This is a genomic window from Falsochrobactrum ovis (assembly GCF_003259955.1).
GTDB classification, from domain to species: domain Bacteria; phylum Pseudomonadota; class Alphaproteobacteria; order Rhizobiales; family Rhizobiaceae; genus Brucella; species Brucella ovis_A.
Genome location: NZ_QLMK01000023.1, coordinates 1 through 13,613, shown reverse-complemented (window position 1 = coordinate 13,613; position 13,613 = coordinate 1). Strand labels below are relative to the sequence as shown.

The following is a 13,613-nucleotide window of genomic DNA, read 5'->3' as shown; positions in this document are numbered from 1 at the left end:
TATGATATAGTATATAAGTAAATGACGGATTTTGAACTATAATTATATGAACGAATATTTATTGGAATTAATTACTACTTCTGAATTTAATAAAATATGGATGATGATTATCGGTGCTGCTGCATGGGGATGTCTTCTCGGAGTGATGAGAACTTTGGCCGTGCAGGAATTTTGCGCTAATCGCCGTGCTGAAAGAGATCGAGAGCGATGATGCGGACATTCGGCGGCAAGAACGGAAACATCGTTGCCATGTTGATGGGGACGGTCGCGATGGTCGGCATCGTCGGGGTTTCGGCCATGAACATGATCGGCGGGCCGATCACCACGGCGGCCAAAGTGACCCACCAGAACATGGCCCAGAATGACCTTCTGATGAATGCCAAGGTCGTCGTCATGAACGCCTCAACCCGCCCGCAAATGGGTGACGAGGACGGCGATGGCTATATCGAGCCGGTTCCCTTTGTTCCGGCTTCCGACTCTGTTTGCGGTATAACCCTGCCCACAGGCGGAGAAGGCGGATGTCTTCCTGCGGATATCGGTGCAATCCTCACCGACCCGTGGGGATCTCAATATGCCTATTGCGTGTGGGATCATGGCGACCCTGCCAGTTCCGCTAACCGCATCGACGGCGAGGACAGCACATCAGGCGCGGTCCTGGCGATCATATCGGCCGGACCCAACAAACGCTTTGAAACCCCCTGTCTGCCGTATGACGGCGACCCCGAAACCAACGACATCGCCATCGACCCGCGAGGTGTCGGTGACGATCTGGTGCAAATCTACACCTATGCCGCCGCCGTCGCGGGGTCGGGCGGCTTGTGGGAGCTGAAAGACGGCGAGCCGACAACGGCGGTGATCGACAAAAAGCTTGAGATCGGCGACGTCGCCGGCGGCACCGGCTTTGCCTTCGATACAGGCACAGGAACGGGAGAATTCCCCTATGTGAAGGCGGATTACCTTGCCTCAAAGTCGGGCGGCGGCACACCGGTCGAGTTCATGGACAATATCGCCCTGGCCGGAAAATGGCTTTCAGGTGACGGTCAGGACGAGGGGCTTTACGTCGATGCCAACGGCAATGTCGGAATCGCCGCAGGCAAAACGTACCAGATCGACGGACAGGACTTCCTCGGCGTCGGTGGTCAGGAAGATTCGACTGTTCTGGGACTGGGCGCAGTTGCACATCGGGGTTCTTCGACGGTTGTCGGATTCCGCGCAGGAAGCGCGGCGACAACAGGGGGCGGTCTTTCCTTTTTTGGAGTGAGCGCCGGAGGTGACACGACGGGGAATCTCAATGCCATATCCGCATTCGGGGTGGAAGCCGGACGCTACAACAAAGGGTCTACCCAATCGGCCTTCGGTGCGCGGGCCGGATATGAGAATGAGGGAAATTCTCAATCGGCTTTCGGCAATAATGCCGGACGACGCAATACGGGTGACAATCAATCCGTTTTCGGAAGCGGAGCCGGAACCGACAATACCACGCTCGGCCAATCGGCTTTTGGGGTGAACGCTGGAAAGAACAACACCGGAAGCCATCAGTCCGTCTTCGGATACACCGCAGGTTCTAACAACACAGGCGATTATCAGGTGGCTTTTGGCCGACAGGCGGGGAATACGAATTCAGGAAGTTTTCAGACAGCCATCGGCTATATCGCGGGTTCACAGAACACAGGAAATTTTTTAACCGCTCTTGGTGCACACGCGGGGCGTAACAATACGGGTCATAATGTCGTTGCTATCGGCTACGGAGCCGGACGTGATAACACCCTCGCCAATCAGTTCATCGTCCAGCAAAGCAACGTGAGAGCGATCCCGCTCATCCAAGGGAATTTTGCTACCGGGCGCGTCGGAATCGGCCGCTCTGATCCGGCCAACACATTGCATGTCGCCGGAGTCGTCCGAACGGACGACAGGTTCATTTCACGCCCTCCGATCGACAAAAATGCACAGGATAGAGCGATGTTTTTTGGCATCTTTCCAGATTCTGTGAATACGGCGAACGGGTGGGACGCCGGCGATATTGCCCTTGGCCTTGGGGGTGGTGCGAATAGCGGCACCAACACACTACGGATTCTCGGGGATCAGAGCCGCCGTTTGAATGTTCAGGTGTTCAATGGTGATCTTTCCGTACGGCTCGGCAAGGTCAACGCGCCACAATATTGCGACCAGACAGGCGCGAATTGCATCACGTCCGCGGGCCTGGGGAATTTGAGCGATATCGGAGATCTGTCATGCTCGGCCGGTCAGATCATAAAATGGCACAGTTCCGACGGTTGGGTCTGTGCGGGCGATAATTCGGGCGGCGGTAACGACGATCTCGGCAACCACACTGCAACACAGAATCTTCGGCTTAATGGAAACTGGTTGTCAGGTGATGGTGGGAACGAAGGTGTATTTGTCGCCTCTAACGGCCGTGTGGGAATCGGCATTACGGAACCTGCCGATTACCTACACGTCAAGGCAAAGGGTCTTATTAACGGTAAGACGCCGGTCGGTCTGACCGTAGAGGCCGAGGGAGCATTATCACCGACGATTACTTGGTATAGGACACACAGTTCCGGAGCTCGCTATTGGCGAGCCCGCACTGCTAGTTGGACGTGGCTTCTCGAAGCTATTACCGACGATAAAACCGTTGCAACCCAAGCTATAGAGATAAAACGACAGCCTGCCTCATCTGCAATAACTTACGTATCATTTCCCAATGGAAACGTTGGGATTGGGACCAATAACCCCACACATAAAATGCATCTGGAAGCGTCAAACACAACTTCAGCGGGTTTGGCAGAGGGTGTCCGGGTGACAGATCCATCAGAGAGCACAAGCGCCATTCTCAGGACCGGGGGTGGTTTGAGTTTGATCCGTCCGGGAACAGCCACAACTAGCCCTAACACCAACGGATTTATCGATTTCTCCGCATATCCTGATTTGTATCCTGACGGACGATACGCGCGCCTTTCTTGGAATGATAGCAACGATACCCTCCACCTTACCGCAAGGTCAGATTCAGCGACGCCTGTGAATGCAAATCTAACCCTGTCGGGTGGGGTAAATGCGGGAGGCCCTATAACGGCCGCGGCCTATTATCATTCCTCCGATCGCAATCTAAAAACCGATATCGAACGGATCTCTGATCCTTTCGCATTGCTCGACGGCATCGAGGGCAAGCGGTTCGTCTGGAAGGACAGCCGCAAACCAGCCTATGGCGTGATCGCCCAGGATGTCGAAGCCGTCATGCCCGATGCGATCGGCATTAACGGAGAGGGCTTCAAGACGGTCGAATACGATCAGCTTGTCGCCCCGTTAATCGAGGCAGTGAAGCAACTCAAGGCGGACAATGACGACCTGGCCGAAGCTGTGCGAACCTTGCAGGCGGATAACGACAATCTGCGCCATGAAATTCGCGCTCTGACCAAGGAGGCGCGGTGAGAATTGGCCTTCTGGCACTTCTGCTGCTGATCTTTGTCCCGGCCCACTCTTTCGCGGCCGACAGCTATCTTGTTGCCGTCGGCACAACGGAAACGATCAACGAGCATGGCAAGTGCCGTCAGGTGACGAACCCGACCGCCGCGCCGTACACCGCCATGATCCCCACCAAGACGGCGGGCGAATGGCAAAGCGTGATCGACAATCCAAATGGCCTGACAATGGCAGCATGTCCGCCAACCTATACCTATAGCTGGCAAATCGGGGGGTGGGGAAGTTGCAGCGCGACTTGCGGCGGCGGCACACAAACCCGATCCGTGACGTGCAGGCGCAGCGACGGTGTCATGGTGGCCGACAGCTATTGTACCAATCCAAAGCCCGCCACGGCACAATCTTGTAACACACAGGCCTGCCCCACAGGAGGAGTGTGGGCGGCTTATGACTCTGGGTGCACTGGTGGGAACGACTCTGGCATAAAAGTCATCTCGCCCCCGCCGGGAGCCGTAAATCTTGGAAATGGACATTCCACAGTCTTCAATGGGACGTCCTGTTCTCCTATTGGGCAAAAGGGATATAGCTCCGTTTTCCCCAGCCCATGTGGGACTTTCGGCGGTGCGCCCCGGATGGGTTTTCTCTATAATTGCCAGTAGATTTTTGAATAATGGAAACAATGTACCTAGGAAATTTGATGTGGCGGCGGTGAGGAAGTTCATAATTAGTCCTTTTGAACTCTACCCACAGTCCGATCCGCCGTCACATCAAGTATCCATGTCTTAATATTTAGGAGGAATATGCCCTTTAACTTATTTCGGACAGCTCTTGAGGACGAGATTGAAATTTTGAATGAGGTCGGCGGCGAACCCGCGGCAGCGCGACTATTCCAAACGGGATTACGGATCCTGCTTCCCGCAGCGATGCGCTCCAAATGCGAAATGGCTCCACCAACGGTCAACGACCCGCACGAGCTGATCGAATTGCGCGCCGTCCTGGCCGTGCTGATGAAAGAAAGGCGCGAGGCGCGACCGCATGAACGGCACCTTGCGCGCGAAGCGGTAGCCACGGCCGCGAGCCAGTTCAGAAACGTCACATATCGGGAGGCAGTGTTTCTCTGGCTGACCCTTGAGGGGATTGCCGATGAGAAAAAGGCGCTTGTTGGGGAAGCGGAAGAATAGGCGTGTGCGGAATTTTTCTTTTCCGAATGAGAGGCATTTGATGTGCCGGCGGTGCGGAACGGTGATTGATCGAGTGTTCTCCTGATAGGGACCTGTTCATTCTCTGCCGACACAGCCGCATCGCCGGCACATCAAACGCCTTGCAAACGATAGAATTTTCTTGCGTCCCTATTTTTGTAGGCCGAGCGTTCAAAAAGGGGCCTATAGAACCCTATATGCGTTGGCTCTCAACGCGTTTTTCGTTTACCCCGCATTTTCCTCACCTTCTGATGCGATTAGGGGAGGAACGTCAGATCGTGAACGGGCAGAAGCGGCATTTCAAAAATTCGGTGATGACATATTGTTTAACCCCGCGAATGAGGCGGGAAGACGCGTCGAAAGAGGCGGTAAGGTGATGCGCCTCTTTTTCGGAACGAGCAGAAATGTGGTCAATACCGCAAGAGAAGACGTGAAACGTGACGATCTTCAACGAACTCGTGAAGGCCAATAGAGATCACGCTTGATTTCCGTGGTACTCATCCGCCCAACCTTCATATCCCATCGGTGGATATGGATTCGGTGTCGGCAGACCTTGGCGAAAGCGTCCGCATTCATCAAGCCAGAGCCAGTACATCAACAGGTGCGATAACGTCCAATCCTCGAACGGATTATTGTCGCAATGGACAACCCATTCGGAAAAGTTGATGTCGCCTCTCGCCTCAAGCCATTCGACATAATCCCAATAACATTGGTGTAGCCAGATGAATTCATCGACGCCTTTGGCATTCTTGTAAACGCGCGCCACGACCTTGTTTGACGGATGGTTCGGAACATGGCGCAGATATTCCATAAATTTATGATGATCCATGACCTGAATATATCAGGTCATGGACTGTTACGTGTATCGGAACATATTCCCAACGGCTTCATGCTATCGGTCTATGTCGCGGTCCTTGTCTTGTTGCGAGCGCACCAACGATGTGAAGGCCCTTGTCAGATCGCCTGATTTCGGCGGTTCCTTTTCTGCTTTTTGCGGGGCAGGCGAAGGCAAACCCCGTTTAATCCCCTGCATTCCCGATGGAGCGAGATTCCGACGCGGGAATTTGACGATGCGTGGCGGAGGCGGTTTCGGATCGCCGTTGTCCTTGTCGCGGATATTTTCCAATTCCTGTTCTGGATTGGCCGCAAGGGTGAACGGCTTCTTCGGATGCTCTGCCATATTCACCATTCCTTCCATTCGCGGACAGGCAACCGCAGAATGTTGTCCGCTGCGCTATAGGCAATGTCGTCGGCAAACGGCTGCGGAAATTCCAAGTCAAAGGCCTGATGCAGTCCTTGGCGCAGGCCGATACGGGCATAATCCTTGGTCAATGTGGCCGCGTAGTCGCACCGCTGCATGTGCCGGAAATGGTCGCGATAATAGTTCGTCGGGATGAAATACCCGCCGACCGCCGCCGCTTTGCACAATTCGTCAAACGTCAAACGCAGGCCGACTTTGAACTTCGGATAATCCCTGTCAGGCATGTGCAACATTGCACTCTCCTTCTGGCTGGTGTTGCGTGTCATAGTGAAGGGGAGGGAAGCGGCGTACCGCTTCCCGATAGGTCAGGTGCGGAGATTCCGACCAAGATCGCGCAGGTTCTCATCCATGAACCACGGCGTCCGATAGCTCTGGATCGGGTTCAAATTGTCGATGAACAGCAACTGCTTGCCGCGCGGCAGGCGCATCAGCTCGTCCGGATAGGCCAGCTTGCGCATGGCCGCCGCCGTGGTGTCGGAACTGGTCGTCGTCTCCGAATGGCTGGCGCTTTTACCGCTGGTCGATCCGATCGCCCGCGAGATTGCCGAGCTGACGTTCCAGACGGTTGTTTGTCCGCACAGGGCAGAGAAGTAATCCGCCGTCATCCGGTCACGGGAACCGAAATACTGGACGAGGCCCGCATTGCTGATGAAGGTTTCCCACCCGTCACCGTAGATGCGCTTGAGCTGGGAAAGGTCTTGCACCACGCCCCAAAGCTGGATGCCGTAACCTGCCATCAGCCCGAACGCCTGTTCGATCATCGATAGACGGCCAAGGGCGGGCAGCTCATCAAGGACAAACAGCACAGGATGTTCCGGCTGCACTTCAATGTTGCGAGCGTTGACCGTGATCGCCAGTTGGATCAGCAAGCGCAGCCATCGGCCAAACGCATTCAGCCGATCGGAAGGCAGGACAAGATAGACCGTCATCGGTTTGGATTTCAGTTCTTCGAACCGGAAATCCGACACCGACAGGCTTTCGCGGATGCGTGGGCTATCGAGGAAATGCGTCTGCGATTGCACCGTGGCCGTGATGTTGGCGCGCAGCTTGTCATCTTGCTGCAAAGCTCTTGCGCCCGCGCTCTTGATGAAGTGGTAGGGCGATTGCAGCATCAGTTCGTGCAATGTCTGCATATCGTCGCCGTCGAGCAGCAATAGGTCGCGGACACGGCCAAGGTGGCGGTTCCCGGCCTCATCCTCATGTGTGGCCACATGGCCGATGATGCCCTGAATCTTGCCTTTGGCTTCTTCGTCCCAAAAGCTGTTGCCGTTCTCGGACGGGATGATGATGGCATCGGCCAGCAACATCGCGTTTTCGGCCAGATCGATATCCCCCGGCACCAGCAGATCGAGCGGGTTGAACCGGGAAACGGAAAGGCCTGCGCTCACCGTGATACCCCACGGATCAACGACATGGACATCTTGCCCCATGTCTTCCCGCCGCGCGGCGGTCATCATGGCGTTTTCGCCTTTGGGGTCGATGACGATGACCGAACCCGGATAGGTCAGCAGGTTCGGAACAATGGCGGTCGTACCCTTGCCCGATCGGTTTGGGGCGCAGGTCAGGATATGGCGGTCGCCCTTGTAACGAAGCGGCAGCTTGGCACCGTCTTCATGACGATGACCAAGACGAATCCCGTCCGTTCCGATAACATCATTGTTGATAAGGTGATCGTTGTCGGCCCATTGCGCTGATCCGAACGTGGTCGGCATTTCGGTCAGGCGGGTGACGACGGAGCGCAGCCAATACCCCAGCCCGATTGCAAAAGCGGCAACACTGGCAATGGGCGTCAGTCCCCATCCGACCGCCCCGTTATCGAGATAGACGACAAGGAAAAGCCCGATCGCCAGAAGGGCGAAGACGAATAACCGGAAGGGGCGTCCTTGGGGGGAGATAAACCACCCAAGCCCGAACCCGGCGGCACCGGATGCGATGATTGCCAGCATCCGCCAATGTGTAGTGTCCGGCACTCTGTAGCCGAACATATCGCGCGGAGGCGGCAATGATGACTTCATGGCGATCGACAGGAAAATGACCAAGATAGACGCGGCTATCGCAACGGCGAGCCGGATGGTTTTCTGATCGAGCTTCATTGATCTTCCTTTCTGGCTAGAGATCATGGGAGGGACCGCGATTGCGGCGGGGGACAAGCGAAGGGTCATGCCGCCGCTCTTGCGTTCGGCGGATTTCCTTTTCTTGAAGCTGGGATGCTTGGCGCATCGACTGGACGACCTCGCGCGCCATCAGGCGGCGGTCACGCACCTGCCGTTCGCGCAAGATGTCGAATCTGGATTGCAGGGCTCTGCGCTCATCCATCTGGGCAAACACCAGACGGTCACGCTGCGCGCGGTCGCGGCGCATGGCTTCTATGGCTTCGCGTTCGTTCTGTTCGCGGATGGCCTTGGCTTTGCCGGACACGCGCTGCCAGAATCCACTCAATCCCTTGGCAAGCCGTTCCGAACGGGCGGCGTTTTCCGCCTGCCACCGTTCGTCCTGCTTTTCGGCAAGCAGTTTGCGTTCTGCCTGATGGGCGCGTTTGATAGCGTTCCGCTCTTCGATCAGCGGGTGCATCTCGTTTTTCTGACGTTGTTTGAATTGTGCGATGAAGCCCCGAAGCTGATCGTTCACCAGCCCGCGCACATGACGATGCACGTCTCGCAGGGCAGGGATGGCTTGTGGATCGCCCAGCTTCTCGCGGACATCTTTTGATTTCGCGCCCGTCCATCGACTGACGGAAAACACGGCGCCATGAACATCAATAGCGACGAATCCGCGCCGATCGCCGCGCGCTAGGAAATACCCGCGTTCGGCCAAGGAATTCCCGAACGCCTTGGCACTGTCCGATCGGCTCCATGCCTCGACAAAGACTTGTTTGATTTCGCGGGGATCGGCGTCCAGACGTTTCGCCTGCTGCCATTCCGCCAAAGTCAGGTTCAGCGGATTCTTGCCGCCGTCATGCCGCAAGCCGTTCGGCAACGGCCAATCGTGTTCAAGGTATAGTTCGCGCGACAGCGCCGTGAGGCGGTTCTTGTAGTGCGGCAGGTTGATGGCCGTCAGGCGTTCAGGGTCAATCCGCGACCAAACGACATGGGCATGGCGTCTGCCGTTCTTTTCGTGGAAGACGATGGCGCGCGGCTGGTCATCAAGGCCGAGAGCCTTTTCGGCACGATCCGCCGCTTGCCGTAATTCCTCTTCACTGGCGACAATCCCTTGCGGGGGATTAAGGCTAAGCGAGAACAGGAATTGCTTGCAGCGCGTTGCCGTGGAAACCGCATGGCATTCTTCCAATGCGGACATCAGATCGTCAGCCACGAACCCGCGTAACTCGAACACCGCCACATGATCGTTGTCCAGATCATTCAGAAGATGCGCGGCAAGCTGCCTTGCGCCCGCACGTTGCGAACCCTTGAGGATCATCTAAAATGTCCTCTTCGGTGCAGCAGCGCGCGCGAAGCTCTGTGACGTGCTTTCCGGCGGCGCATTTTCGTTGCGGGTGGAGATACCCAACGCCCGCATCAGCAACAGGCGCATATTCGCGACGTCACCGCAGGCGCGTTTGATCGCCAGCTTGGTATCGTGGTCGAAATACAGGTTGCCGCTGTTTGCAGCCTTCGCCAGTTGGTTCAGGTTGTTCGGAACGCGACTCGCGCCAAGCGTTGCCAGCAGTTCCGCCAAGGCCTTTTCATCGGCAATCACGGAACGCCGTGCGCGGCGGTATCGTGGTGCGTCTTCTGCGAACAGCAGAGATTTGATGTATGCGGCCAGCGGCATCCTGCCCGCACTGCGTTCAAGGCGTTCGCGCTCTTCGAAGGTAAGGCGAAGCGAGAAAGGGGCTTCCCGCTTGCCGTATGGAGTGTTGCCAAAAGATCGTGTCATGGTCTGCTTTCCAGCCCACGACCCGCAACATCAGCGTAGTGTTTTTCTCAATGTTCCCACTGGCAGAATTCAGTTAAATCAGTGGGTTACGAGTTTCTACGCCGCGTTTGTGAGGTCAGGGGCCTTAAAAAGCAGGCCAAAACCAAGGCGAACCCCCGCAACCAACGATACCGACAATCCCGTCGCACCCGCGGCGGGTTTTGTCGTTTTCCCAGCCTTTCCAATGGCTTGCCGCTCCGTCCATTCGAGGATCGTGCGCAGTTCGCCATGCAGTGTGGCGTAGAGTTCCCCCCGTTCCGGCCCTGGCGTCAGCACGATCTTCTCGATCAGCATGCGCAGGGCATCGGCGGCCTGCTGGCGCTCTTCGGGGCGATTCAGGGCGGCAGTAAGCCGGGTGACCTTCCTCGCGTAGATCGCTGCTGCGCTCGGCAGAATGTCGGGGGGGTCTTCCGGGGCTTCGGCGAGAAGTGTAGTCAGCTCCGCTCTGCGCGCCTCCAGCGCATCCATCTTCTCCTTCATCGACGGATGATACATGCCGTCTGCAATGGCTTCGACGATCTGCTCGATCTGTCTGACAACCTTGCCCAGTTCGGCTTTCTATGCTTCGCTGTTGGAGCGGCGTTCCCTGTTCAGACGGTTCGTCTCTTCAGCGTAGGCACGCATTGCCTCCCCTACCATCTCGGGCGACATCATCCGCTCCTTCAGGCCGGTCAGCACGCGGGCTTCGAGTTCTGTGCGTGGGATCGTGCGACTGTTTGTACAGGTGCCCTTGCTGATGTGGTTCGAGCAGGCGAAGCGGTCGGCCCCGCGAAGTGAGTAGGGGCCTCCGCAACAGCCGCAGAACACCAGGCCGGACAGCAGCGACTTCGGGCGCCGCGCGCCGTTCAGCCGATTCTTCTTGTGATGCGCGCGGACGGCTTCAGTGACATTGGCGAACTTCTCGGCGATCTCGCCCTGACGCGTGCGGACGGCCTGCCAGAGTTGGTCATCGACGATCCGCAGTTCCGGCACCTCCCTGACGATCCATTCCGCCACGGGGTTGAGCCGGGAGACACGCTTGCCGGTTGACGGATCCTTGACGTAGCGCAGCCGGTTCCAGATCAGCCGGCCGATATAGAGTTCATTGTTGATGATGCCGGTGCCGCGCTTCACGTGGCCGCGGATGGTGGTGTCGCTCCACGGCTTGCCATTCGGGCCGGGCACGCCTTCCTCGTTCAGCCTGCACGCAATGCTGCGCGGGCCGATGCCAGCGGCAAACTCGCGGAAGATGCGTCGCACGACATTGGCCTCGGCCGCGTCGATCTGGCGGTCGCCCCGGATCGGATCGCCGCGCGCATCGAGTTGTTTGACGACCCTGTAGCCATAGCAAAGCCCGCCGCCCGACTTGCCTTCCTCGACACGTCCACGGATGCCGCGGCGGGTCTTGGCAGCAAGGTCCTTGAGGAACAGCGCGTTCATCGTCCCCTTGAGGCCGACGTGCAACTCGCTGATCTCGCCCTCGGCCAGCGTGACGACAGGCACGCCGGCGAACTTCAGATGCTTGAACAGTGTCGCCACATCGGCCTGGTCGCGGCTGATACGGTCCAGCGCCTCGGCCAATACCACGTCGAACTTTCCTGCCTGCGCGTCCTGCAACAGCATCTGAATGCCGGGCCGCAGGATCATGCTCGCCCCGGAAATCCCCGCATCCTTGTAGGTGCCAACGACTTTCCACTTCTCGCGCTTTGCCTGCTCCCGGCAAATCCGGAACTGGTCTTCAATCGACGCCTCGCGCTGGTTGTCGGAGGAATAGCGGGCATAAAGGGCGACGCGCGTCATGGCATAGCCTCCTTCAGGCAACCTTGTCGAAGCGGCTCGGCCGGATCAGCACCTCGGCCGAGATGCCCAGATGGTCGTGCAACTGCCGGATCATCTCGATGGACAGTCCCCGCTTGCGGTTCAGGACATCGGCCACCCGGTTGCGCGGGCCGATCATCGGTTCAAGATCCTTGCGGGTCAGTCCCTGCTGCTCCATGCGGAACCGGATCGCCTTGATCGGGTCGGGCGGATCCATCGGATAGTTCTTCGCTTCATAAACCTCGATCAGTGTCGCCAGCACGTCGAGCCGGTCGCCATCCGGCGTGCCGCTCTTCGCGCCCCACAGCCGCTCCACTTCGGCAAGCGCCGCATCGTAATCCGCCTCGGTTCGGATGGGCTTCAGCTCAGTCGCCATGTCTGACCTCCGTCACGTCGATCCCGTCATATGCCTTGTGCGTGCCAATCCACTTGATCCAGACGATGGCCTTCTCGAAGTCGACCGCCACCACGAGGCGATAATCGTTGCCCTTGATGTTGAAGACGATGCGTTCGGCGCTGACGATGCTGGCCGTCGCGTAGAGCCGCTTCACATCCGCCGAACTCTTCCAGTCCGCCTTGCTGACTTCGTCGAACCAGGCGTCGAGCGCGGCCTTGACCGCCGGCTGGTCCTTCTGCCCCGCGAGGCTGTCGACGAACTGCCGCAAGGTGCGGCGGGCAATGATCCTCATAGCGTACCTATATCACGGGACCAAAACGGTCACAAGAAGAATATGTGAATGCCCCGGCGCGGGTGTCGCGACGAGGCGATGACCGACCTGCGGGGCGCTCTGATCGCCTATCCGAGCGGGGCGTCCAGCGGCATGAGACCGGCGTTCATCGCTGCGCGCTCCACCGCGTCGATGACGATATCGGCAGCTTCCGCTGTGCGGTGACGTCGCAGAGAAGTTGTCCGAAACCAGTCATGGTGTTCGATGTTCATCAGGACGAACTCGCGGCGGCCGCGTCGGGTGATCTCTACTGGCTTGTGTGGCGCCTGATGTAGGAATTCTTCGTGACTGCGCTGGAAAGAAATGGAATCGACAATGGCTATGGCTGCATCCTGAACAAACCCGGTGCCTGAAACCATAGGCATCACGCATCCTCGCCTGCTGGGCGCTTCTTCTGTACCCTGCGTTCCAGCGCCAGCTTGCGCTCGAACTGCTCGCGGGCGATCTGGCAGCCGAGCAGCCGGGTGAGGATCATGACCGCTTCGTCGGCGCGACTGCCGCCGTTCCGCGCCGGTTCCGACGAGGTCGGAGGTCCAAAGACCTCAATGTTGATCCTGCTGCGTTTGAGCGCCATCGTCTCCAAAAATCCCATTGCCCGGAGGGGGCAGGGACCATCGAAGAACCGCTCGTGCATGAAATGAAAGCCCCGCGTCGCACCCGTGCGGCATATGGGATACTGTAGCGTATAATAAGGATGCTCTGGAATCGGGAGAACATCGCGCAATGGAGATCGACAAGGACAGGATCGACGATGCGATTCTCGCGCTGCTCTACCTGACGCTCGACGGGGACGGCCGAGCATGGAAGGGATTCGACTGGAGCGCGATGAACCGACTGCACGAGAAGGGCTTCATCGGCAATCCGGTCAACAAAGCGAAATCCGTCTGGCTTACGGACAAGGGGATCGTCAGATCGGAACAGCTTTTTCATGAGATGTTCATGGTCCAAAGATGAGCCCCCGGATCGCTCTCCGGAAAGTGCGAAAGTATTAAGTTGCCAGCTTCAGCGTATGGCAGCAGAAATCTGAAGTGAGCCGCCGGGCGTCTGCCTTGCACGCAAGCTCATCCGTACGAAAGCCGAAATAACCCGGTTTCTGAAGCAAGAGCTAGGTTCAGGACCCATTGATTTGACGTGATGTCTATGGTTCAGAGGGCAGTGCAGGAGCCTGAATCATGAGCAATTTATTTTGGCTGACGGACGAGCCAATGGCTCGTCTTCGTCCTTATTTCCCCAAGAGCCATGGTCGCCAGCGCGTCGATGATCGGCGCGTTCTGAGCGGGATCATCTTCGTTAACCGCA

General features: G+C 57.5%; 17 protein-coding genes and 1 pseudogene. 5 read left to right on the top strand and 13 right to left on the bottom strand.

All coding sequences use genetic code 11. The features are described 5' to 3' along the window. Nucleotides 1–176 precede the first annotated feature (176 nt). A complete protein-coding gene (locus tag C7374_RS16090) occupies nucleotides 177–395 on the bottom strand; it encodes a hypothetical protein (protein ID WP_158527868.1) in 219 nt (72 codons plus the stop codon). Between C7374_RS16090 and C7374_RS15000 the strand changes: the two genes are divergently transcribed. From C7374_RS15000 to C7374_RS14990, 3 genes are all read left to right on the top strand, one after another. Continuing rightward, nucleotides 394–3,426 carry a tail fiber domain-containing protein gene (locus C7374_RS15000; RefSeq protein WP_158527867.1) on the top strand — a complete coding sequence of 1,011 codons (3,033 nt, stop codon included), beginning with the start codon at nucleotides 394–396 and terminating at the stop codon, nucleotides 3,424–3,426. The genes C7374_RS16090 and C7374_RS15000 overlap by 2 nt on opposite strands. Before the next feature lie 155 nt (nucleotides 3,427–3,581). Then, nucleotides 3,582–4,073: a thrombospondin type-1 domain-containing protein gene (locus tag C7374_RS16610; RefSeq protein WP_374850714.1), complete on the top strand. Its 492-nt coding sequence runs from the start codon at nucleotides 3,582–3,584 to the stop codon at nucleotides 4,071–4,073. 141 nt (nucleotides 4,074–4,214) lie between these two features. Further along, complete coding sequence (locus C7374_RS14990) at nucleotides 4,215–4,595, top strand: hypothetical protein (RefSeq protein ID WP_111576414.1); 381 nt, start codon at nucleotides 4,215–4,217, stop codon at nucleotides 4,593–4,595. A gap of 493 nt (nucleotides 4,596–5,088) precedes the next feature. On the opposite strand, the gene C7374_RS14985 is transcribed toward C7374_RS14990, so the two are convergent. The 12 genes from C7374_RS14985 to C7374_RS14935 form a co-directional block, all read right to left on the bottom strand. Further along, nucleotides 5,089–5,442, bottom strand: coding sequence for a hypothetical protein (locus C7374_RS14985; protein WP_111576413.1), 354 nt, complete (start codon nucleotides 5,440–5,442; stop codon nucleotides 5,089–5,091). 63 nt (nucleotides 5,443–5,505) lie between these two features. Continuing rightward, on the bottom strand, nucleotides 5,506–5,793 hold the full coding sequence (locus tag C7374_RS14980) for a hypothetical protein (RefSeq protein ID WP_146612752.1): 288 nt from the start codon (nucleotides 5,791–5,793) through the stop codon (nucleotides 5,506–5,508). A gap of 2 nt (nucleotides 5,794–5,795) precedes the next feature. Next, the gene (locus tag C7374_RS14975) at nucleotides 5,796–6,107 is read right to left on the bottom strand and encodes a hypothetical protein (RefSeq protein ID WP_111576411.1); all 312 of its coding nucleotides are present in this window, start codon (nucleotides 6,105–6,107) and stop codon (nucleotides 5,796–5,798) included. A gap of 72 nt (nucleotides 6,108–6,179) precedes the next feature. Further along, entirely contained in the window at nucleotides 6,180–7,967 is a 1,788-nt protein-coding gene (locus tag C7374_RS14970) for a type IV secretory system conjugative DNA transfer family protein (RefSeq protein WP_158527864.1), read from the bottom strand. A gap of 16 nt (nucleotides 7,968–7,983) precedes the next feature. Next, nucleotides 7,984–9,291, bottom strand: a complete 1,308-nt coding sequence (locus tag C7374_RS14965) for a relaxase/mobilization nuclease domain-containing protein (RefSeq protein ID WP_111576409.1) — start codon at nucleotides 9,289–9,291, stop codon at nucleotides 7,984–7,986. After that, nucleotides 9,292–9,750: a MobC domain-containing protein gene (locus tag C7374_RS14960; protein WP_210205155.1), complete on the bottom strand. Its 459-nt coding sequence runs from the start codon at nucleotides 9,748–9,750 to the stop codon at nucleotides 9,292–9,294. Between the two features lie 96 nt (nucleotides 9,751–9,846). Further along, nucleotides 9,847–10,284: a DNA resolvase gene (locus tag C7374_RS16455; RefSeq protein WP_245412692.1), complete on the bottom strand. Its 438-nt coding sequence runs from the start codon at nucleotides 10,282–10,284 to the stop codon at nucleotides 9,847–9,849. 63 nt (nucleotides 10,285–10,347) lie between these two features. After that, nucleotides 10,348–11,568 carry a recombinase family protein gene (locus C7374_RS14955; RefSeq protein ID WP_245412691.1) on the bottom strand — a complete coding sequence of 407 codons (1,221 nt, stop codon included), beginning with the start codon at nucleotides 11,566–11,568 and terminating at the stop codon, nucleotides 10,348–10,350. A gap of 13 nt (nucleotides 11,569–11,581) precedes the next feature. After that, nucleotides 11,582–11,962: a helix-turn-helix domain-containing protein gene (locus C7374_RS14950; protein WP_111576408.1), complete on the bottom strand. Its 381-nt coding sequence runs from the start codon at nucleotides 11,960–11,962 to the stop codon at nucleotides 11,582–11,584. After that, nucleotides 11,952–12,275, bottom strand: coding sequence for a type II toxin-antitoxin system HigB family toxin (locus tag C7374_RS14945; protein ID WP_111576407.1), 324 nt, complete (start codon nucleotides 12,273–12,275; stop codon nucleotides 11,952–11,954). Before C7374_RS14945 ends, C7374_RS14950 begins: the two co-directional genes overlap by 11 nt. Before the next feature lie 107 nt (nucleotides 12,276–12,382). Beyond that, nucleotides 12,383–12,679 carry a type II toxin-antitoxin system prevent-host-death family antitoxin gene (locus C7374_RS14940; RefSeq protein WP_245412690.1) on the bottom strand — a complete coding sequence of 99 codons (297 nt, stop codon included), beginning with the start codon at nucleotides 12,677–12,679 and terminating at the stop codon, nucleotides 12,383–12,385. Beyond that, nucleotides 12,679–12,888: a hypothetical protein gene (locus tag C7374_RS14935; RefSeq protein ID WP_210205154.1), complete on the bottom strand. Its 210-nt coding sequence runs from the start codon at nucleotides 12,886–12,888 to the stop codon at nucleotides 12,679–12,681. The genes C7374_RS14940 and C7374_RS14935 overlap by 1 nt, the downstream gene beginning before the upstream one ends. A 149-nt stretch (nucleotides 12,889–13,037) precedes the next feature. Between C7374_RS14935 and C7374_RS14930 the strand changes: the two genes are divergently transcribed. Both C7374_RS14930 and C7374_RS14925 read left to right on the top strand, forming a co-directional pair. Beyond that, nucleotides 13,038–13,268, top strand: a complete 231-nt coding sequence (locus C7374_RS14930) for a DUF6429 family protein (protein WP_111576406.1) — start codon at nucleotides 13,038–13,040, stop codon at nucleotides 13,266–13,268. A gap of 218 nt (nucleotides 13,269–13,486) precedes the next feature. Next, a pseudogene (locus C7374_RS14925) lies at nucleotides 13,487–13,613 on the top strand (IS5/IS1182 family transposase); the annotation flags it as partial.

Coding starts and splice junctions, on each gene's coding strand:
- C7374_RS14975 (WP_111576411.1), bottom strand. CDS start 6,107: ATGTTGCACATGCCTGACAGGGATTATCCGAAGTTCAAAGTCGGCCTG.
- C7374_RS14980 (WP_146612752.1), bottom strand. CDS start 5,793: ATGGCAGAGCATCCGAAGAAGCCGTTCACCCTTGCGGCCAATCCAGAA.
- C7374_RS14950 (WP_111576408.1), bottom strand. CDS start 11,962: ATGGCGACTGAGCTGAAGCCCATCCGAACCGAGGCGGATTACGATGCG.
- C7374_RS14965 (WP_111576409.1), bottom strand. CDS start 9,291: ATGATCCTCAAGGGTTCGCAACGTGCGGGCGCAAGGCAGCTTGCCGCG.
- C7374_RS16090 (WP_158527868.1), bottom strand. CDS start 395: ATGACGACGACCTTGGCATTCATCAGAAGGTCATTCTGGGCCATGTTC.
- C7374_RS14990 (WP_111576414.1), top strand. CDS start 4,215: ATGCCCTTTAACTTATTTCGGACAGCTCTTGAGGACGAGATTGAAATT.
- C7374_RS14960 (WP_210205155.1), bottom strand. CDS start 9,750: ATGACACGATCTTTTGGCAACACTCCATACGGCAAGCGGGAAGCCCCT.
- C7374_RS14945 (WP_111576407.1), bottom strand. CDS start 12,275: ATGAGGATCATTGCCCGCCGCACCTTGCGGCAGTTCGTCGACAGCCTC.
- C7374_RS14970 (WP_158527864.1), bottom strand. CDS start 7,967: ATGAAGCTCGATCAGAAAACCATCCGGCTCGCCGTTGCGATAGCCGCG.
- C7374_RS16455 (WP_245412692.1), bottom strand. CDS start 10,284: ATGTATCATCCGTCGATGAAGGAGAAGATGGATGCGCTGGAGGCGCGC.
- C7374_RS14985 (WP_111576413.1), bottom strand. CDS start 5,442: ATGGATCATCATAAATTTATGGAATATCTGCGCCATGTTCCGAACCAT.
- C7374_RS14935 (WP_210205154.1), bottom strand. CDS start 12,888: ATGGCGCTCAAACGCAGCAGGATCAACATTGAGGTCTTTGGACCTCCG.
- C7374_RS15000 (WP_158527867.1), top strand. CDS start 394: ATGAACGCCTCAACCCGCCCGCAAATGGGTGACGAGGACGGCGATGGC.
- C7374_RS14930 (WP_111576406.1), top strand. CDS start 13,038: ATGGAGATCGACAAGGACAGGATCGACGATGCGATTCTCGCGCTGCTC.
- C7374_RS14940 (WP_245412690.1), bottom strand. CDS start 12,679: ATGCCTATGGTTTCAGGCACCGGGTTTGTTCAGGATGCAGCCATAGCC.
- C7374_RS16610 (WP_374850714.1), top strand. CDS start 3,582: ATGATCCCCACCAAGACGGCGGGCGAATGGCAAAGCGTGATCGACAAT.
- C7374_RS14955 (WP_245412691.1), bottom strand. CDS start 11,568: ATGACGCGCGTCGCCCTTTATGCCCGCTATTCCTCCGACAACCAGCGC.